17 protein-coding genes are annotated in these 19044 nt (G+C 63.5%); 9 read left to right on the top strand and 8 right to left on the bottom strand.

Going from position 1 to position 19044, the window contains the following annotated elements:
* Positions 1-74 precede the first annotated feature (74 nt).
* The 5 genes from EJ076_RS13385 to EJ076_RS13365 are packed head-to-tail and all read left to right on the top strand — an operon-like array spanning position 75 to position 6201.
* Positions 75-719, top strand: coding sequence for a DUF2291 family protein (locus EJ076_RS13385; RefSeq protein ID WP_126068168.1), 645 nt, complete (start codon positions 75-77; stop codon positions 717-719).
* Positions 716-2272 (top strand): sugar ABC transporter ATP-binding protein, encoded by a 1557-nt coding sequence (locus tag EJ076_RS13380; RefSeq protein ID WP_126068167.1) that lies wholly within the window; start codon positions 716-718, stop codon positions 2270-2272. Before EJ076_RS13385 ends, EJ076_RS13380 begins: the two co-directional genes overlap by 4 nt.
* Entirely contained in the window at positions 2265-3329 is a 1065-nt protein-coding gene (locus EJ076_RS13375; protein WP_126068166.1) for an ABC transporter permease, read from the top strand. Before EJ076_RS13380 ends, EJ076_RS13375 begins: the two co-directional genes overlap by 8 nt.
* A 2-nt stretch (positions 3330-3331) precedes the next feature.
* Positions 3332-4366 carry a Gfo/Idh/MocA family oxidoreductase gene (locus tag EJ076_RS13370; protein ID WP_126068165.1) on the top strand — a complete coding sequence of 345 codons (1035 nt, stop codon included), beginning with the start codon at positions 3332-3334 and terminating at the stop codon, positions 4364-4366.
* The gene (locus EJ076_RS13365; RefSeq protein WP_126068164.1) at positions 4363-6201 is read left to right on the top strand and encodes a hypothetical protein; all 1839 of its coding nucleotides are present in this window, start codon (positions 4363-4365) and stop codon (positions 6199-6201) included. The genes EJ076_RS13370 and EJ076_RS13365 overlap by 4 nt, the downstream gene beginning before the upstream one ends.
* Positions 6202-6203: 2 nt before the next feature.
* Here the strand turns inward: EJ076_RS13365 and EJ076_RS13360 are convergent, their stop codons facing one another.
* Positions 6204-6917 (bottom strand): transcriptional regulator NanR, encoded by a 714-nt coding sequence (locus EJ076_RS13360; protein WP_126068163.1) that lies wholly within the window; start codon positions 6915-6917, stop codon positions 6204-6206.
* A gap of 184 nt (positions 6918-7101) precedes the next feature.
* Here EJ076_RS13360 and oiaX point away from each other — a divergent pair, with 184 nt between their 5' ends.
* The 4 genes from oiaX (at position 7102) to dhaL (ending at position 11483) form a co-directional block, all read left to right on the top strand.
* A complete protein-coding gene (gene oiaX, locus EJ076_RS13355) occupies positions 7102-8352 on the top strand; it encodes a 3-oxo-isoapionate-4-phosphate decarboxylase OiaX (RefSeq protein WP_126068162.1) in 1251 nt (416 codons plus the stop codon).
* Between the two features lie 4 nt (positions 8353-8356).
* Positions 8357-9691: a four-carbon acid sugar kinase family protein gene (locus tag EJ076_RS13350; RefSeq protein WP_126068161.1), complete on the top strand. Its 1335-nt coding sequence runs from the start codon at positions 8357-8359 to the stop codon at positions 9689-9691.
* 116 nt (positions 9692-9807) lie between these two features.
* Complete coding sequence (locus EJ076_RS13345) at positions 9808-10815, top strand: dihydroxyacetone kinase subunit DhaK (protein WP_126068160.1); 1008 nt, start codon at positions 9808-9810, stop codon at positions 10813-10815.
* Between the two features lie 26 nt (positions 10816-10841).
* The gene (gene dhaL / locus EJ076_RS13340) at positions 10842-11483 is read left to right on the top strand and encodes a dihydroxyacetone kinase subunit DhaL (RefSeq protein WP_126068159.1); all 642 of its coding nucleotides are present in this window, start codon (positions 10842-10844) and stop codon (positions 11481-11483) included.
* A gap of 24 nt (positions 11484-11507) precedes the next feature.
* Here the strand turns inward: dhaL and EJ076_RS13335 are convergent, their stop codons facing one another.
* The 7 genes from EJ076_RS13335 to EJ076_RS13305 form a co-directional block, all read right to left on the bottom strand.
* Positions 11508-11945 carry an RpiB/LacA/LacB family sugar-phosphate isomerase gene (locus tag EJ076_RS13335; protein ID WP_126068158.1) on the bottom strand — a complete coding sequence of 146 codons (438 nt, stop codon included), beginning with the start codon at positions 11943-11945 and terminating at the stop codon, positions 11508-11510.
* Between the two features lie 34 nt (positions 11946-11979).
* Complete coding sequence (locus tag EJ076_RS13330; RefSeq protein WP_126068157.1) at positions 11980-12747, bottom strand: triose-phosphate isomerase; 768 nt, start codon at positions 12745-12747, stop codon at positions 11980-11982.
* 65 nt (positions 12748-12812) lie between these two features.
* Complete coding sequence (locus EJ076_RS13325) at positions 12813-13751, bottom strand: TIM barrel protein (RefSeq protein ID WP_126068156.1); 939 nt, start codon at positions 13749-13751, stop codon at positions 12813-12815.
* Positions 13751-15268 (bottom strand): glycerol-3-phosphate dehydrogenase, encoded by a 1518-nt coding sequence (locus EJ076_RS13320; RefSeq protein WP_126068155.1) that lies wholly within the window; start codon positions 15266-15268, stop codon positions 13751-13753. The genes EJ076_RS13325 and EJ076_RS13320 overlap by 1 nt, the downstream gene beginning before the upstream one ends.
* Positions 15265-16824, bottom strand: a complete 1560-nt coding sequence (locus tag EJ076_RS13315) for an FGGY-family carbohydrate kinase (RefSeq protein ID WP_126068154.1) — start codon at positions 16822-16824, stop codon at positions 15265-15267. Before EJ076_RS13315 ends, EJ076_RS13320 begins: the two co-directional genes overlap by 4 nt.
* 103 nt (positions 16825-16927) lie before the next feature.
* Positions 16928-17875 carry a D-ribose ABC transporter substrate-binding protein gene (locus EJ076_RS13310; protein WP_164548630.1) on the bottom strand — a complete coding sequence of 316 codons (948 nt, stop codon included), beginning with the start codon at positions 17873-17875 and terminating at the stop codon, positions 16928-16930.
* A 32-nt stretch (positions 17876-17907) separates the two neighbouring features.
* Positions 17908-19038, bottom strand: a complete 1131-nt coding sequence (locus EJ076_RS13305; RefSeq protein WP_126068152.1) for an ABC transporter permease — start codon at positions 19036-19038, stop codon at positions 17908-17910.
* Positions 19039-19044: the final 6 nt, after the last annotated feature.

Raw genomic sequence — 19044 nt, 5'->3', positions numbered from 1 at the left:
TGAGGGGCGAATTTCGGTTCGCCCCCCGCCGCTATTTTCCGTGGGTCGCCCACGATGCTGAACAACAGGCCGCCATGCTGAACACCAAGCCGAACTGGCCGATCCTTGCCGTGATGATCGGCATCAGCCTGACCGCCTGCAAGATCCTGCCGACGAAATCGGCAGACGGCGACAACGCTCCCGCCTTCAATCCGGACAAGATGGTCGAAGAGATCTGGGCAGCGAAGGTCGTGCCCTACCTCCAGCAGAAAGCCGGACCGTTTGCGCAGGTTCACACCCTGGCGACAACCGATGCGGCGGCGGCCGGCGCCAAATATGGTAATCCGAACAAGCAGGCGAACTCGCCGTGGACTTTCGCGGTTCGGCTGGAAGGCAAGATCGTCGCGGCCAATACGCAGTCCCGCGCGGCGACGATCGATGTCGATGTCGACGGCGATGGTAAGGCCGATGCGCGGGTACAGATCGGACCGGCGGTGCGCGGCACCGCGCTGCGCGACAGCCTGGACTTCATCCAGTTCAACGACTTCACCAACCAGATCGACTTCGCCCAGTTCGGCAAGGCGTTCAACAGCTACGCCGACAAGACAATGCTGTCCAAGCTGCCGCGCGAAGCACTGGAAGGCCGCAGCGCCAAGGTGCTGGGCGCCTATACGCTGGGCAGCGGCCAGGACCTGCCGCTGGTGACGCCGGCGGAGGCAGAGATCGGGCCGAAGCCATGAGCGTGATCGCAGAGCGCGACATCATCCTGAAGCTGGAGGACGTCTCCAAGGTCTATTCCGGCACCGTCGCGGTCAAGCGCGCCAATTTCGAGGTGCGCAAGGGCGCGGTCAACGTGCTGGTCGGCGAAAACGGCGCCGGCAAGTCGACGCTGATGAAGATCATCGCCGGTGTCGAACGGCCGACGGCCGGCCGCATTCTGCTGGAGGGCGAAGAGGTTTCCTTCTCCTCGTCCAGCGATGCGGTGAACCGTGGCATCGGCATGGTGTTCCAAGAGCTGAACCTGTTCGGCAACATGAGCGTCGCCGAGAACATTTTCGCCACCCGAGAGATCACCAACCGCTTCGGCAAGATCGACCGCAAGGAACAGGAAACCCGCGCGGCGGAATTTCTGGAACGCCTGCAAGCCGGCATACGGCCCGACATGCTGGTCGAGGATCTGCGCATCGGCCAGCAGCAACTGGTCGAGATCGCCAAGGCGGTTTCGCTCGACGCGCGCATCCTGATCATGGACGAGCCGACCTCGGCGCTGAGCGCGGCGGAAGTCGAGATCCTGTTCAAGGTGATCGCCGACCTCAAGGCGCGCGGTGTGGCCATCGTCTACATCTCGCACCGGCTGGAAGAGCTGATCCGCATCGGCGACTACATCACCGTGCTGCGCGATGGCCGCATCACCGGCCAGGAGGAGATGAAGAACGTCGACACGCAGTGGATCGTTCGTCAGATGATCGGCTCCGACGCAAAGGATTTCGCCAAGGCCGACGGCCATCTTCCGGGCGAGGAAATCTTCCGCGCCGAGGACATCTGCCTGCCGCGCGCCACCGGCGGGCTTGCCGTCGACCATGTCTCGCTGTCGCTGCGCGCCGGCGAGATCCTCGGCATATACGGCCTGATGGGCGCCGGGCGCAGCGAATTGTTCGATTGCATCATGGGTCGCCACGGCCATTCGACGGGCGCGATCTTCATTGGCGGCATAAAGGTCAAGGAGCGCGACACGACGCGGCGCATCCGCCGCGGGCTGGCGCTGATCCCCGAGGATCGCCAACGCGAAGGGCTGGTGTCGATCGTCTCGGTCGCCAGCAATCTGACGCTGGCCAGCCTGTCGCGATTTGCCCGCCTGTTCCATATCCATGGCGCCGACGAAAGGCAGGCGGTGACACAGATGGTGCGGGAACTGGCCATCAAGGTCACCGACCCGGCGCAGGAAGTGTCGTCGCTGTCGGGTGGCAACCAGCAGAAGGTGGTGATCGGCAAGGCGCTGCTGACTGAACCCAAGGTGCTCCTGATGGACGAGCCCAGCCGCGGCATCGATGTCGGCGCCAAGGCAGACGTCTTCCGCACCATGCGCAAACTGTCCCGTGACGGTTTGGGGATTCTTTTTGCGACCTCGGATCTCGACGAGGTGATGGCGCTGTCCGACCGCATCGCGGTGATGAGCAACGGAAAACTGACCGGCATGTTCGACCGCGCCGAGGCGACGGAGGCGGCACTCGTCGCTGCCTCGGCGCTTGGCCACGGACCGGTTCGACAGATGGAGAGCACCGCCCATGACTGACATCCCAGCCAAGACGGCCGCTCCCTCCGCTTCCAGCGGCTCCATGCTGTTGACGCTGATGAAGCTCAGGACCTTCATCGCGCTGATCGCCGTCCTGATCTTCTTTTCGATCGCGGCGCCGAATTTCCTGTCGACTGCCAATCTGATCCTGATGTCGAAACACGTGGCCCTGAACGCGTTCCTGGCGATGGGCATGACCTTCGTCATCATCACCGGCGGCATCGACCTTTCGGTCGGCTCGATCGTCGGCCTGTGCGGCATGGTGGCCGGCTATCTTGTGCTCAACGGCATCGACCTGCAGATTGGCTACACGATCTATTTCAACGTCTTCGAGATCGCGCTGATCACGCTGGCGGTCGGCATATTGATCGGCGCCGTCAACGGATTGCTGATCACCAGGCTGAACGTCGCGCCGTTCATCGCCACGCTCGGCGTGCTCTATGTCGCGCGCGGCCTGGCGCTGCTGTCGTCGGACGGCCGCACCTTCCCCAACCTCGTCGGCAAGCCGGAGCTTGGCACCACCGGCTTTGGGTTCCTCGGTGCCGGCCGGCTGCTTGGCCTGCCGGTGGCGATCTGGATCCTGATCGTCGTTGCGCTGGGAGCGGCCTATCTCGCCAAGTACACGCCGCTCGGCCGCCACATCTTCGCCGTTGGCGGCAATGAACGAGCGTCGCGGATTTCGGGCGTCCGTGTCAACATGGTGAAGATGTTCGTCTATATGTTCTCGGGTCTCTGCGCGGCGATCGTCGGCCTGATCATCTCGTCCGAGCTGATGGCCTCGCATCCGGCAACGGGCGAGAGTTTCGAGCTGAACGCGATTGCGGCGGCGGTGCTCGGCGGCACCTCGATGTCGGGCGGCCGCGGCACGATCGGCGGCACCATCGTCGGCGCCTTCGTCATCGGCATTCTTTCGGACGGATTGGTGATGATGGGTGTGAGTTCGTTCTGGCAGATGGTGATCAAGGGCCTCGTCATCATCGTCGCCGTCGTCGTCGACCAGGCACAGCGCCGGCTGCAGAGCCGGGTCACGCTGATGCAGATGGCAAAGGCGGGCTGAGCATGGCGGAGTTGCGGGGAGCACTGATCGGCTGCGGCTTCTTTGCCGTCAACCAGATGCATGCCTGGCGCGACATAGCGGGCGCCGCGATCGCCGCCATCTGCGACCGTGATCCGGAACGGCTCAAGATCGTCGGCGACCAGTTCGGCATTGCAAAGCGCTATACCGATGCGGCGGAACTTTTTGCCGGCGAAAGCCTCGACTTCGTCGATATCGCCACCACCGCGCCCAGCCATCGCCCGCTTGTCGAAATGGCGGCCACCCATCGCGTTCCGGTGATCTGCCAAAAGCCGTTCGCGCCGACGCTTGCCGACGCCAAGGCGATGGTCAGGGCATGCGCGCAAGCCGGCGTGCCGCTGATGGTGCATGAGAATTTTCGCTGGCAGTCGCCGATCCAGGCGGTGCGCGCCGTGCTCGACAGCGGCGAGATCGGCACGCCTTTCTTCGGGCGCATCTCCTTCCGCTCCGCCTATGACGTGTTTTCCGGCCAGCCCTATCTGGCGACGGGAGAGCGCTTCATCATCGAGGACCTCGGCATCCATATCCTCGACATCGCCCGTTTCCTGCTGGGCGACGTGTCTGTCGTCACGACGCGAACGGTGCGCATCAACCCTGGCATATCAGGCGAGGACGTGGCGACGATGCTGATGGATCATGAGAGCGGCGCCACCTCGGTGGTCGACTGCAGCTACGCGACGAAGCTTGCCACGGAGCCGTTTCCCGAGACGCTGATCGAGATCGACGGCAGCGACGGCACGATCCGGCTGGCGCAGGGATACGGGCTGACCGTCACCGGCAAGAACGGCACGGCCGTTACCGACGTCTCGCCGCCGCTGCTGCCTTGGGCGTCGCGGCCATGGCACAACATCCAGGAAAGCGTCGTCGCCATCCAGCAGCACTGGGTCGACTGCCTGGCAAAGGGGATCGAGCCGGCGACCTCGGGCACCGACAATCTCAAGACGTTCGCGCTGGTCGAGGCCGCCTATGCCGGGGCTGCGAGCCGTCAACCGGTGCAACTCGACGCCTTGCTGAAATGACCGCCGACGCCTTCCTCCTCTACGGCACGCGTATGGTCGAGGCCGAGCCGGTCAAGCTCAGCGCAGGCGCGCTCAGCGCGGACTTCGTCAACGGCAATCTGCGTACCATCCGCCATGACGGCACCGAAGTGCTGCGCGCCATCGCCTATATCGTCCGCGACCGCGACTGGGGCACTTATGAGCCAGCGTTGACGGACCTTATCATCGACCAGGGTGCCAACGCTTTTTCAGTCAGCTATTCGGCAAGCTGTGTGGCCCTCGATGGAAGCCGGCTCGGCTTCCGCGCCACCATCAAAGGCTCCGCCGATGGCCGTCTGGTCTTCGACGTCAGCGCCCTACCCGAAAGCGATTTCGAAACCAACCGCTGCGGCTTCTGCATCCTGCACCCGATCGCCGGGCTGGCCGGCAGCCCGGTCACGGTCGAGCATACGGACGGCAGCATGGTGGCGACAAAGCTTCCCGAACTGATCGACCCCTGGCAGCCTTTCAAGGATATCCGCGCCATCACCCATCAGGTTCGGCCTGGCGTCACCGCCGAATGCCGGATGGAAGGCGATACTTTCGAAATGGAGGACCAGCGCAACTGGTCCGACGCCTCCTACAAGACCTATGTGCGGCCGCTGGCGCTGCCATGGCCCTATCTGCTGCCTGCCGGCCTGCCCCTGCGCCAAACGATCAGCCTGCGCATCGCAGGTGAAGGCAAAGCACTGGCTGCCGCCGTGGCCAGCGAAGCGGTCCGCGTCGAGCTCGGCGAGGCCGGACCACGGCTGCCTGATGTCGGCGTGGTCATCTATCCCGAGGATGTCGAGACGGCACTGGCGAACCTTTCCACGTTGTCGACACTCGGCCCACAACAACTGCTGTTTCACTACGATCCGACGCGCGGCCACGGGCTCGATGCTTTGCGCGCTTTCGCCCGGCTCGCAAATGCCTACCCAGCTGAAACGTCCCTCGAATGCGTTGTTGCCTGCGCTGGCGATCTTGACGCCGAATTGTCAGGCGTCGCCGGGCTCGTACGCGAGGCCGGGCTGAAACTCTCGGCCATTGCGGTGTCGCCTTCGGTCGACCGGCAGTCGACGCCGCCGGGCAGCGCGTGGCCGGACTGCCCGCCGCTCGAAGAGGTCTACGCGGCGGCGCGATGCGCCTTCCCCGATATCCGCCTCGGTGGCGGCATGTTCAGCTATTTCACCGAACTCAACCGCAAGCGCGTGCCGGCAGACCAGCTCGATTTCGTCACCCATTGCACCTGTCCGATCGTGCATGCCGCCGACGATCTCAGCATCATGCAGTCGCTGGAGGCGCTGCCTTTCATCACCCAATCCGCACGGGCGATCTTCGGGGCTAAGCCACACCGGATCGGACCATCGACCATCGCCATGCGGCAGAACCCCTATGGCGGCGCGGCCAAGCCCAATCCCGGGAGACAGCGCATCGCCATGGCCGACAGCGATCCTCGCCATACCGGCCTGTTCGCTGCGGCGTGGACGATCGGCTATGCCGCACGTGTCGCGCCTGCCGGATTGGAGATGCTGACGCTCTCCAGCTTCACCGGACCGTTCGGCGTGCTGGCGTCATCCGGAGAACCCGTCGCGGAAGGATCACCCCGGCCGCTCTTCAGGGCTATCAAGGGGCTTTGCGAACTGGCCGGCCTTGCGCATGTGGCGGCAAGGACGAGCGATGAGACCAGAGTGCTGGCGCTGGCCGGTCGTTCTCTCTCGGGCAAGACGGTCGTGTGGCTGGCGAACCTGACGGCGGACGACGTGCCGGTCGACATTTCGTCTTTTGGCCGAGGCCATCTCGTGATGACGCCTTACGCGATCACCCGGCTCGGCTGAAGCTACTTTTCGGAGTTCATCACATAGAGGGCGCGCGAGCGCTCCAGGTGCTTGATCATCGCCTTTTCGGCGCCGTCCGCATCCATCTTCTCGATGCGGCCGATGATCTCTTCATGCTCGGTCAGCGTGAACTGTTCCTTGCCGGTCCAGATCAGCATTTCGGTGTGATACTCCTTCAGCCAGCCCAACATCGCCTCGCTGACGGCGACATAGATCGGGTTGCCGGAGATCGCGGCAATCTGGGTATGGAACTTCATGTCGGCGGATATGAAGGCTTCGGAGTCGCCCCGAAAGCCGCGCTGTTCGGCAACGGTTGCCCTGAGCCGCTGCACATCCTCGGCGGTGGCCTTTTCGGCGGCTTCCCTGACCATGCCGCGCTCGAAGAAGATGCGCGCGGTCTTCAGGTGCTCCAGCGTGTCTTTCGATGACGACAGGATGATCTTGGCGGCGCCATCGACCTGCTTGATGATCGACTTTGCGGTGAGCTGCAGCACCTTGGCGCGTTCGCCATGCGAGATCGCGACAAGGCCCATATTGCTCAGCGCCTGCATCGCCTCGCGGATCGCGGGCCTGCCGACCTCGAAGCGCTCCATCAGTTCGCGCTCCGACGGCATGTCGTCGCCCGGCATCAGCTCGCCGCTGGTGATCAGCCGCTTCAGCCTCAAGAAGACCTCGTCGGAAAGCTTGCGCCGGACAATCGGTTCCGAACGGTTCATCGTCGCGAATCACTCCCTTGACCCGGCCCTATCTAACACTGCCGCCACATTTCCTGGAAATTGCCATCTGACGACCTGCCTAAAACTTCCAGCCGGATATGCCTTGCAATACTTATGTACTCATTATACCAGATTTAAAACACCGTGAACCTTTTTCGAACGCCTCGGCCTGAGACAGCAGACCATGATCACCCTCACCTATCGCATCGAAACGCCTGGAAGCATCGAAGCGCTGGCGGCCAAGATCGCCAGCGACCAGTCGACCGGCACCTTCGTCGCGTTGCCCGGCGAGACCGAGGAGCTGAAGGCCCGGGTGGCGGCGCGCGTGCTGGCGATCCGGCACTTGCCCAATGCCGAGCGGCCGTCGCTTCCCGATGACGGTAGCGGGCCGTTCAAACGCGCCGACGTCGATATCGGCTTTCCGTTCGATGCCATCGGCACCGACCTTTCGGCATTGATGACGATCGCCGTCGGCGGCACCTATTCGATCAAGGGCCTCACAGGCATCCGCGTCGTCGACATGAAGCTGCCGGAGGATTTTCGCGGCGCGCATCCCGGCCCACAGTTCGGTGTCGCCGGCAGCCGCCGGCTGACCGGTGTGACGGACCGCCCGATCATCGGCACCATCGTCAAGCCGGCGCTCGGCCTGAGGCCGCACGAGACGGCGGCAATGGTGGCGGAACTGATCGCCGCCGGCGTCGATTTCATCAAGGATGATGAAAAGCTGATGAGCCCCGCCTATTCGCCCCTGTCGGAACGGGTGAAGGCGATCATGCCCCTCGTGCTCGATCATGAGCAGAAGACCGGCAAGAAAGTGATGTATGCCTTCGGCATCTCGCATGCCGACCCGGACGAGATGATGCGCAACCACGATCTGGTGGCGAAGGCCGGCGGCAATTGCGCTGTTGTCAACATCAATTCCATCGGTTTTGGCGGCATGGCGTTCCTGAGAAAACGCTCCCGCCTGGTGCTGCATGCTCACCGCAACGGCTGGGACATCCTCACCCGCCACCCGAGCCTTGGCATGGACTTCAAGGTCTGGCAGCAGTTCTGGCGGCTGCTTGGCGTCGACCAATTCCAGATCAACGGCATCGCCTCAAAATACTGGGAGCCGGATGACTCTTTCGTCGAGTCGTTCAAGGCAGTGACGACACCGATCTTCTCGCCCGAGGACTGCGCCTTGCCGGTGGCGGGCTCTGGCCAGTGGGGCGGCCAGGCGCCCGAGACATATGCGCGGACCGGACGCACGGTCGATCTTCTCTATCTCTGCGGCGGCGGCATCGTCAGCCATCCGGACGGGCCGGGCGCCGGCGTGCGGGCCGTCCAGCAGGCCTGGCAAGCGGCGGTCGACGGCATTCCGCTGGCGGACTTCGCCTTGAGCCATCCCGAACTGGCGCGGTCGATCGAAAAATTCGGCGACGGCAAGGCAGCCTGAGGCCATGCAAGACCTGCTTCTCAGCTATTATGGCGACGACCTGACCGGCTCGACCGATGTCATGGAGGCGCTCGAGCTCGGCGGCGTGCCGACCGTGCTGTTCATGCGCCAGCCGGACGAGGCACTGCTTTCGCGATTTGCGCATTGCCGCGCCATTGGCCTCGCCGGCACCAGCCGCAGCGAGACGCCACAGTGGATGGACACGCATCTGCGCGAAGCCTTCGCCTGGCAGAAGACGCTCAACGCCGCGATCTGCCATTACAAGGTCTGTTCGACCTTCGATTCCAGCCCGACGATCGGCAGTATTGGCAGGGCCATCGAGATCGGCCGCTCGGTGTTCGCACAAGCCAGCGTGCCGCTGCTGGTCGGCGCGCCGCAGCTCAAGCGCTACACCGCCTTCGGCCATCTGTTCGCCGCCTACCGCGACCAATATTTTCGCATCGACCGCCACCCGGTGATGAGCCGCCATCCGACGACGCCGATGGATGAGTCCGATCTGCTGATCCATCTGTCGCGGCAGACGGCGCTGAGTTCCGGGCTGGTCGATCTTGCGACGCTGCAGTCCGCATCGCGGTCGGCGGCGTTCGATCGCCTGACCGGAAACGGCACCGCCATCGTGCTTGTCGATGTCGACAATCTGGAAACGCAGGCTCTGGCCGGCAAGGAGCTGTGGCGCGTTCGCAAGCCGGGCGGTTCTTTTGTCGTCGGCTCGTCGGGAGTCGAGTATGCGTTGCTGGCCGAATGGACGTCGAATGGCATCGTCAGCGCGGGGCAAGGCTTCACGCCGCCGGGCACAGCCGAGCGGATAGCCGTCGTGTCGGGCAGCTGCTCGCCGACCACCGAACGGCAGATCCGGCATGCCCTGACCGACGGCTTCGACGGCATCGAGGTTGACCCTGTCGAGCTGGTTTCGCAGGCGTCGGAGAAGGCGATCGCACGCGCAACGGCAAGCGGCCGTGCCAGTCTGCAAGCCGGGCGCAGTGTCATCCTCTACACCGCGCTTGGCCCCACTGCCGACAGGGGCGCCGAAATCGACCGGCAAGAAGGCGCCCGCCACAAGCTTGGCCGCGGCCTCGGAGAAATCCTTCGCAGCCTGACGATCGAACAGAGCCTGCGGCGCGTGGTCATTGCCGGCGGCGACACGTCGAGCCACGCACTCGGCGAGATGGGTGTCGATGCCCTGACAATTCGCATGCCGCTGCCCGCTTCGCCGGGGTCCCCGCTTTGCGTTGCCCATTCACGCGTCAAGGCGATCGACGGACTGGAGGTTGCGCTCAAGGGCGGCCAGGTCGGAACCGATCGCTATTTCTCAGCCATTCGCGACGGCCTCGGCGATTGAAACGGCCGACGCTGCGTCCAGGTGCCGGCCTCTAGGCACGAAATGCTCCTTGCCGGGTGGAAATCCCGGTAACACCCGGTAGTATCTGCGAAAATACCGAAATCGGGAGGATGCGGGTGCAGACCAAGAAGATCATCAACGACGGCAACCGCGCCGTCGACGAGATGCTGGAAGGCATTCTCGCCGCGCATCCCCGTCATCTCAAAAGCGTGGACGGCAGCCCACGCTCCATCATTGCTCGCGACGGACCACGCCAGGGCAAGGTAGGCCTCGTGATTGGCGGTGGCTCTGGCCATGAGCCTAGCTTTCTCGGCTTCGTCGGCAAGGGGTTGGCTGACGCGGCGGCCATCGGCAATGTCTTCGCGTCGCCGCCGCCAGACCCGATCCTCGAATGCGCCAAGGCGATCAGCGGTGGCGCCGGCGTGCTCTTCATGTACGGCAACTATGCCGGCGACGTGATGAATTTCGACATGGCCGCCGAGATGGCTGCCATGGACGACATCGAGGTGCGCACGGTGCTGAGCACCGACGACGTCGCCTCGGCGCCCCTTGGCGATAGACACAAGCGCCGCGGCGTCGCCGGCAATTTCTTCATCTTCAAGGCGGCGGGTGCCGCCTGCGACCGGATGCTGTCCTTCGACGAATGCGAGCGTATCGCCGGCAAGGCCAACGACCATACTTTCACCATGGGCGTGGCGCTGTCGCCCTGCTCTCTGCCACAGACCCGCCGGCCGAATTTCGAGATCGGTCCGTACGAGATGGAGATCGGCATGGGCATCCATGGCGAGCCCGGCATCGCGCGCGAAAAGTTGAAAACAGCCGACGAGATCACCGACGAGATGCTGGACAGGATCCTCGACGAAATGGCGCCGACGCGGGGCGACAAGGTCGCGGTGCTCGTCAACTCGCTCGGCTCGACGCCGCTGATGGAACTCTACATCATGAACCGGCGCGTGAAGCAGAGGCTCGACGACATCGGTGTGTCTATCCACGCAAGCTGGGTCGGCAATTACTGCACCTCGCTCGAAATGGCCGGGGCCTCGATCACTCTGCATCGACTGGACGGCGAGTTGCAGACGATGCTGGACCACCCTTGCGACTGCGCCATGTTTCGCGCCGGCTGAACCTGCTCCTCGTCAAGGACAAAGATATGACGACAATCGACACCGCCCGCCTTGTTGCGATGTTCGCAACGATCGCAACCGCCATGTCAGCCGACAGAGACCGGCTGTGCGCGCTTGACGGGGTTATCGGCGATGCCGACCACGGCATTGCGATGGAGCTTGGATTTTCCGCGGCGCGCGATGCGGTTGCCGCACTGGACACCGGAGCGACCGATCCGACCACTTTGCTCAACACGGCGGCAAAGTCGTTCCTGAATGCCGTCGGCGCCTCCTCGGGTCCGCTCTATGCCACTGCTTTCATGCGCGGCGCGGCAGCCGTCAAGGGCAAGACAACGCTTGATGACGCGGACGTGGTCGCCCTGTTCCAGGCCATGGCGAAGGGCATTCAGGATCGCGGCAAGGCCGAGCCAGGCGAGAAAACCATGATCGATGCATGGGCGCCGGCAGCACAAGCGGCGGGCGAAGCGCTGGCCTCCGGCAAGAGTCTTGCGGGCAGTCTCGAGGCTGCGGCGCAGGCGGCAAAAGCAGGCGCGGAAGCGACCAAGGCGATGATCGCCACCAAGGGCCGGGCCTCCCGCCTCGGCGAACGCTCGCTTGGCCATATGGACCCGGGCGCCGCTTCGGCCGTGACCGTGATCGAGGCGATACGGGTCACCTTGACCGACTGATCAGCAGCGGACCCGCCGCGTCTTTCAGCGCTTGGCGTCGAGCTTGTCGACGGCCTGCACGTTTGCGGCGGAGGGGCCGTTCGGATCGAACTCCGAGGCCAGCCACGCGTCGGCGATCGATTTCGCCAATTCGGGACCGATGACGCGGGCGCCCATGGTGATGATCTGGGCATTGTTGGACTTGGCGGCGCGCTCTGCCGAATACGTATCGTGGGTCAATGCGGCACGAATACCCGGCACCTTGTTGGCGGAGATGCTGACGCCAATGCCGGTGCCGCAGAACAGGATGGCCCGGTCGTAGTTGCCGTCCAGGATTTCGTGGCCGACCTTGGCGGCGATATCGGCGTAGAACCCGGCCTGGCTGAGGTCAACGACCTGCAGCTCCGGCTTGGTGGCGAGATGCTTGGCGATGACATCGAGCAGCGGCTTGCCGGCACTGTCGGCTCCGAGTGCGATCTTCATGACGATGAACTCCTTTGCTTTCGTGTCATAGCAGTCAACGCGCGATGGCGGCCGACGCCTTTTTCAGAATGTCGATATAGCCTTCCGCTCGCCACGCCGAGCGGCCGATGAACAGGCCGTCGACATGCGGCTGTCCGATCAATTCGGCCGCGTTGCCGGGATTGACGCTGCCGCCGTAGAGCACAGGCGGGGCAATCGGCAGCCGGTCGGCGGCAACCTGCTTGATCAGCGCCTGCTGTTTGTCGGCATAGTCGGCGCTGGCCGGAATGCCCTTCTCGCCGATTGCCCAGACAGGCTCGTAGGCAAAGAGGATTTCTGCCTTCAGTTGATCGCCGCTCAGCTCCTGCAGCGCACCGAGAACCTGTGCCGTCAACACCGCCTCGGCGCGACCGGATTCACGCTCGGCCAATGTCTCGCCGACGCAGATCAACGGCACAAAACCGTGCCTGACTGCGGCCGCCGTCTTCAGCCCGACAGTCGCATCCGTTTCGCCGAAATGCTCGCGACGCTCGCTATGGCCGAGTTCGATCACATCCAGCGCGCAGTCTTTCAACATCACTGGCGAGACTTCGCCCGTCCAGGCGCCGGCGTCTGCCCAATGCATGTTCTGGGCACCGACCTTCACACGGGTGTTGGCCAGCGCCGCCTTGACCTGGCGCGCTGCGGTGAATGGCGGAATGACGAAAGGCTGTATCGCCGGATCGAAACCCGGCACGAAGGCCGCCAGCGCATCGGCGAACCGCAATGCCTCCGACAGCGTCTTGTTCATCTTCCAGCTCGTGCCGACCCAATATGGGGCCATTCTTCTTCTCCTTCGATACTTTTTGCGGGCCGACATCGGCGCCGGCTTTCGGGCGACGTGTTCGCTCAGGCCCGAGGCTTGAGACTGTCGCGACCACTGTCGACGTAAGGCGCCCAGAAATCCACCGACTCGCGGATCATCTCGATAACCTGATGATCGACTGGTTCCCTCTCCCTGAAGGAAAGTTCAAGGCAAATTTCATTGTCGGTTCCGCCGCCTTGCCGAACCGCATCCAGCAGCTTTTGCGGAACTATGCGGCCGTCCTTGTTGTAGGCGGCCGTGAACGGCCAGTGCCCACCCTTGTTCATGGACGACTGCTTGATGTGGATGATCGGCGATTGCATTGGAAACGCTTTCGCCCAAGCATAGGGATCGGTGTCGGCGGGATCGGGAGAGGTCACGTCGCCATGGTCGATGTCGACCATCATCTTCATCGGGATAGGCAGCTTCGCCGCGTCGATGGCGCCTTGCAGCGTGATGCAGCTTTCGATCGTGTGGCCGAACTCGCGGCCGACCGACATCGGCTCCCAGAATAGGTAGGTCAGGCCCGCCGCCTTGGCGTGTTCAGCCACCTCGCGCCAGCATTCGAGCGCGATGTCGAGCAGTGCCGCCCGCCGTTGCGGATCGTCAAAATCCTTGTAGGTGAAGATGGCGAACTGCGTGCCCATGCCTGATGCGCCGAGTTCTGCGGAAATGTCGGCGAACGTCTTGAACCAGTCGACATAATAGCGCCGGACATCGGCATCAGGGTGGCCGAAATGGTTGAGCCGGCCATAAGGCCCCGTCATGCCGGAGGTGATCCTGACACCGGTCCGCGCCAAGGCGCTGTTGAACCGGCGCAGGAATTTGGCAATCGTCGCTGCCGGCCAGCCCGGATTGACGAATTCATGCGTCAGCTGCACGTCGCGGATGCCGATGCCATAGGCGATCGCGTCGATCAAATCGTCTGGATCGGCAAAGCGATTGACCAGTGGATTGGTGTTGAGGGAAAGCGTGAAGGCCATCAGTCTGCCGCCGCCATGATGTTACCGAACCAGTCTTCGAATGCTTTCCGCTCGGCTGCATCGATATGCAGGCCATGTTTGGTGCGGCGTTCCAGGACATCGGCTGATGTGCCGGCCCATTCGGTCTCGGCCAGGAACCTTGCCTCCCGTTCATACAGATCGGGCCCGAAGCGGCGGCCGAGGTCCGCTTCGCCATGCGCGCCGGCGAGCAATTTTCTGGCGCGGGTGCCGTAGCTTCGGGCGTAGTGCTTCACCAGCGAGGGGCTGAGCCACGAAAACTCGGCATGCAAGTCGCTCAGGAACTGCTCGAAGTCCGCATTGGGAAGGTCGCCTCCCGGCAAGGGAATTTTGGCGGTCCACGCTTTCTTCATCGTTGGAAAGAACGGCTGGATCTTTTCCAGCGCATGTTCGGACAGCTTGCGGAAGGTGGTGATCTTGCCGCCGAATACTGAAAGCAGCGGCGCGTTGCCATTGGAGGCGTCGAGCTCGAAAATATAGTCGCGCGTCACCGCGCTTGGATTGTCGGCATTGTCATCATAGAGCGGACGCACGCCCGAGAAACTGTAGACCACGTCCTGCGCTGTCAGCTGTCGCTTGAAGTAGCGATTGACCACCTTGATCAGATAGTCGACTTCGCTTGCCTCGGCGGCCACTTCTTCGGGCCTGCCTTCGTAGGGAATATCGGTCGTACCGATCAGCGCCAGATCGTTCTCATAGGGATTGACGAAGATCACCCGCTTGTCGTTGTTCTGAATGAGATAGGCCTGCCGCCCCTCCCAGAATTTGGGCACGACGATATGGCTGCCTTTCACCAGACGAACATTGCGGGTGGAATTCTGCCCGGCGACGCGGCTGACAATGTCGTTGACCCAAGGGCCTGCCGCGTTGATCAGCGCCCGCGCGCGGACTTTCGTGACGGCGCCCGTGCGGCCGTCCTGCATGTCGATCGACCACAGTCCGTCTTCGCGGCGCGCCGCGACACAAGCCGTGCGCGTGAGTACCCTTGCGCCGCGCTGCCTGGCGTCAAGCGCGTTGAGCAGCACCAGGCGCGCATCGTCGACCCAGCAATCGGAATATTCGAAACCGCGCTTGAATTCGTCCTTGATCGGCGCGCCTTCGGGCGCAGTCCTGAGGTTCAGCGTTCTTGTCCCCGGTAACCGCTTGCGACCGCCAAGGTGGTCGTAGAGAAACAGCCCGAGCCGGACCAGCCATGCCGGCCTGTCCTGCGGGCTGTGCGGCAGAACGAAGCGCATCGGCCAGATGATGTGCGGCGCCGCCTCGAGCAGCACCTCGCGTTCGATCAGCGCTTCGCGAACCAGCCGGAATTCATAATATTCGAGGTAGCGCAGGCCGCCATGCACCAGCTTGCCGGAGCGCGAGCTGGTGCCTTGGGCGAGATCGTCCTTTTCGCACAGGATGACCGACAGCCCGCGCCCTGCCGCGTCACGCGCTATGCCGGCCCCATTGACGCCGCCGCCGATCACGAAGAGATCGACGACATCTGTTGTATTGCTCAAGATCTTGCTCCTGTGCGGTGCGCCATGCCCTTCCACACCGGTCGAAGCGCCCGGTGCGCCGAAACGAAGGAAGGGAAGAGCGCATCGTAGGTTTGCGAAAGCGCCTCGTCATAGGCATCGCAGTCGCCGAGAAGCGGCGTCACCCACTCGGCGGCGCAGTCTTCCATGGAGCCATAGACCCCGAGACCGACCGCGGCCATCATCGCGGCGCCTGCAGCGCCGGCTTCCTGGCGGCTGCTGGTGCGCACCTGCGCCCGGGTCGCCGCCGCGATGATGCGGCGTAGCGACGGGCTGCGCGCGGCGCCGCCCGACAGGCGGATCTCGCTCGGCACGGCGCCCATCGCCTGGTAGCAATCGCGTGCGGCGAAGGCCAACCCTTCGAGGACAGCGCGTGCCAGATCGCCAAAGCCATGCTTGACCGAAAGGCCGATGAAACCCGCGCGCGCGTCAGGGTCGACGAACGGCCCTCTCTCGCCGGCCAGCGATATATAAGGCTGGTAAATCAGCGATCCCGGCTCCGATGCCTCCACCCAGACATCGAGTGCTTTCAGCAACTCGTCATGAGAAGGTTTGCCGCCAGCCGTGGCGAGCACGTCGCGCGCAAGGCCAAGCAGCCAGTCGATGTTGAGCGTCGCCGCCATATTGGACTGCAATTGCGCATAGCCACCCGGAACAGGCATGGCGATCGTGTAACCGGAGCCATCGCCGTTCAGCACGACATCGTCGGGAGTGGCGGCGAAGCGCGTGTGTATGCCGGTCGAGCCGATGACGGTGCAGCCGACATTGCCTGAGGGATCATAGAGGCCGGCTCCGAGAGCCGTCATGACCATATCGACGTAACCCAGCACCACCGGCGTGCCTTCGAGCAGGCCAGTCTCTGCCGCCGCCGATCGCGACAGCGGATGATGGTCGGTGGTGCCTTCGAGCATGGGAGGCAACAGGCGGCGATGCGTCGTCAGATCCAGGATGTCGAGGGCTTCGTCGGAATAGGTACGCGAGCGAAAATCGCCGAAGGTGAAGGTTCCTTCGGACGGATCCGTGGCGCGTTCGCCTGTCATCTTGAAGTAGAGCCAATCCTTGCAATGCAGGGCGGTCGCCGCCCGCTCCAGCAGGTCCGGATTGTTCTTTTTCATGAAGGCAAGCTGGGCACCCTGCTGACAGGAATTTAGCCCCGTGCCGGTCAGCTCGAACCGCCTGCGATCCCGGGGATCGGCGCGCATCTCGTCCACCAAATGTCCGGCGCGAGCGTCGAGCCATAGCCAGGCGCGCGAGACAGGCGAGCCGTCGCCGTCGATCAGCCAGGTTCCGTCGCCCTGCCCGGTGATGGCAACCGCCGCGGTTCGTTGCGCGAGGTTAGGGATTTTGGCCGTGAGATCGCGAACGGTCTGCGCCATATCGCGCCATGTCTGATCGAGGTCCTGCTCGGCGCCGCCACCTTCCAGCGTGACGAAGCTGTTGGGTACCGACGTCATGGCGAGCTGCCGTCCGGACAAATCGAAAGCGACCGATTTGATCACCGACGTTCCCGCGTCGATGCCGATCAGCAGGTCTTTCATGACGCAAATTCCGGTTGATTATGAAGGCAGTTCAAGAGGCCAGTCTTTGTCATCTCGTAGAAGAGGCAGGGAGTGTCCGCAAGGACACCCCCTGTGCAGGTTTTCATTCCGACAGCACGAAGGGTGCGGTGTACTTGTCGACATTGTCCTTGGTGATGAGAAGGCAATCGAACAGCTGCTTCTCGGTCGCCGCACCGGTGGCACCCGTCTTGATAAACGAGTCCGCCTGCTGCACGGCCTTGGCCGAGAAGATGGCGACCGGCTGAAGCACGGTGTACTGCAGTTCGCCGGACTTGATCGCCGCAACCGCGTCCGGGGAACCGTCGAAGCCGCCGACCTTGATGCCAGCCAGCTTGCCGGCTTCCTTCAGTGCCGCAACCGCGCCGAGAGCCATTTCGTCATTGCCGCTGATCACGGCGATGATGTCGGGATTGGCCTGCAGCATGCTCTGCATCTTGTCGTGGCCCTGGGTGCGATCCCAGTTGGCGACCTGCGAAGCGGCCTTTTCGAGATCCGGATACTGGCTCAGCACGGTCGCGTAACCGTTCGAGCGCGTGGCCGCATTGTTGTCCGACGGGGCACCGAGCAGTTCGACATATTTGCCCTTTTCACCGACAGCCTGCACCCACTGCTGGGCACCGAGAGCAGCACCCTGCGCGTTGTTGGACACGAGCTGTCCCTTGGCGAGGCCTTCCTGGTTGATTTCCGCATTGACGAGGAAGACCGGGATGTTGGCGGCAATCGCCTTCTTCACCGCACCGACAGAGCCGTCGGCGTTGGCCGGGTCAAGGATGATCGCCACCGACTTGTTGGTGATGGCGGTGTCGATCAGGTTGCTTTCCGTGTTGGTATCGCCCTTGTGGGCGCCGACATTGGCCGTGTAGCCGAGCTTCTCGGCCTCGGCCTTGGCGACGTTGCCCTCGGTCAGCCAGTAGGGGTTGGCCGGATCGTTGACGATGATCGAGATCAGGCCCGCGGCCGACGCGGCGGCCGTGAACCCGACGACCATCGCGGCGGCAAGCAGACTTTTCAGCATGGTTCTCATGTACATTCCTCCAATGATTACGCGGTGTTGCTGCCAGTTCACCTGGCAGTCTTCCCTTGGGCAGGATTGGCCGCTTCGGCCTTCCCCCGTTTCTGAGAAGTCGGTTGGCCACCTGTCGCGCTTGGGAGCTTGCTGCGGCGGCGATACTGAACGGCATTGAGGAGCACGGCGAGCACGATGACGGCACCGGTGAACACTGTCTGCCAGTAGGATGAGATGCCGATGATCACCAGACCGTCGGACAGGAAGCCGATGACGAAGGCCCCGAGCAGGGTTCCGCGGATGTTGCCGCGGCCGCCGGTCAACGCCGCGCCGCCGATGACGACGGCCGCGATGGCCGTCAGTTCGTAGGTGGTGCCAGCGGTCGGCCCCGCCGACGTCAGCTGCGAGGACAGGATCAGGCCGGCAATGGCGGCACAGATGCCTGAAAGCACATAGACGGAAATCTGCACCGTCTTGACCGGGACGCCGGACAGTTCGGCCGCGCGCTCATTGCCGCCCGAGGCGTAGAGCCAGCGCCCGAAAGCGGTGCGGTTCAGGACGATGCTGCCGATGAGCGCGATGACCACGAGAACCACGACACCGGTCGGCACGCCAAACAGGCGGTTGAAGCCAAGCGCATCGAAGCCGGTGTTTCCAAGCTCTGGTTTGCCGCCGAGATTGTTGTAGGTCAGACCGCTGGTCATAAGCAGCGCCAGGCCGCGCGCCATGTACATGACGCCGAGCGTGGCGACGAACGCCGGAACCTTGAAGCGCGCGATGAGCACACCGTTGATCAGCCCGACGCTGGCGCCCAGCATGCAGGCAATCACCGCGACCACCCAGACCGGCGGGTAGAGAACGACGCCCAGCCAGGTCAGCGTCACGCCTTGCATCAGGAAGCCGGCAACGACGCCGGCCAAGCCCAGCGTCGACCCCACAGACAGGTCGATGCCGCCATTGAGGATGACGAGCAGCATGCCGACCGCAAGAATTCCGAAGATGGCGACATGCGAGGCCATGGTCAGGAAGTTCGCCACCGAGAGGTAATAGGGCGACAGGATCGAAAAGACGACGATGATGACAATCAGGGCAAAGAAAGCGCGACCCTCGAGCAGCAGCTTGGCGAGATCGAAACCTTCGCTTGCGCTCGGACTGGACTGTTTTCTGGCCTGGCTGACATCGGTCATGGGTCT

The sequence above is a fragment of the Mesorhizobium sp. M7D.F.Ca.US.005.01.1.1 genome, from assembly GCF_003952545.1.
GTDB classification, from domain to species: domain Bacteria; phylum Pseudomonadota; class Alphaproteobacteria; order Rhizobiales; family Rhizobiaceae; genus Mesorhizobium; species Mesorhizobium loti.
Note: the sequence above shows the minus strand (reverse complement) of the source record. Positions and strands in the feature narration are given on the sequence as shown.

Bases quoted from the DNA above. Each gene is read 5' to 3' on its own strand.
- EJ076_RS13385 (WP_126068168.1), top strand. From the start codon at position 75: ATGCTGAACACCAAGCCGAACTGGCCGATCCTTGCCGTGATGATCGGC.
- EJ076_RS13380 (WP_126068167.1), top strand. From the start codon at position 716: ATGAGCGTGATCGCAGAGCGCGACATCATCCTGAAGCTGGAGGACGTC.
- EJ076_RS13375 (WP_126068166.1), top strand. From the start codon at position 2,265: ATGACTGACATCCCAGCCAAGACGGCCGCTCCCTCCGCTTCCAGCGGC.
- EJ076_RS13370 (WP_126068165.1), top strand. From the start codon at position 3,332: ATGGCGGAGTTGCGGGGAGCACTGATCGGCTGCGGCTTCTTTGCCGTC.
- EJ076_RS13365 (WP_126068164.1), top strand. From the start codon at position 4,363: ATGACCGCCGACGCCTTCCTCCTCTACGGCACGCGTATGGTCGAGGCC.
- EJ076_RS13360 (WP_126068163.1), bottom strand. From the start codon at position 6,917: ATGAACCGTTCGGAACCGATTGTCCGGCGCAAGCTTTCCGACGAGGTC.
- oiaX (WP_126068162.1), top strand. From the start codon at position 7,102: ATGATCACCCTCACCTATCGCATCGAAACGCCTGGAAGCATCGAAGCG.
- EJ076_RS13350 (WP_126068161.1), top strand. From the start codon at position 8,357: ATGCAAGACCTGCTTCTCAGCTATTATGGCGACGACCTGACCGGCTCG.
- dhaL (WP_126068159.1), top strand. From the start codon at position 10,842: ATGACGACAATCGACACCGCCCGCCTTGTTGCGATGTTCGCAACGATC.
- EJ076_RS13335 (WP_126068158.1), bottom strand. From the start codon at position 11,945: ATGAAGATCGCACTCGGAGCCGACAGTGCCGGCAAGCCGCTGCTCGAT.
- EJ076_RS13330 (WP_126068157.1), bottom strand. From the start codon at position 12,747: ATGGCCCCATATTGGGTCGGCACGAGCTGGAAGATGAACAAGACGCTG.
- EJ076_RS13325 (WP_126068156.1), bottom strand. From the start codon at position 13,751: ATGGCCTTCACGCTTTCCCTCAACACCAATCCACTGGTCAATCGCTTT.
- EJ076_RS13315 (WP_126068154.1), bottom strand. From the start codon at position 16,824: ATGAAAGACCTGCTGATCGGCATCGACGCGGGAACGTCGGTGATCAAA.
- EJ076_RS13310 (WP_164548630.1), bottom strand. From the start codon at position 17,875: ATGTACATGAGAACCATGCTGAAAAGTCTGCTTGCCGCCGCGATGGTC.
- EJ076_RS13305 (WP_126068152.1), bottom strand. From the start codon at position 19,038: ATGACCGATGTCAGCCAGGCCAGAAAACAGTCCAGTCCGAGCGCAAGC.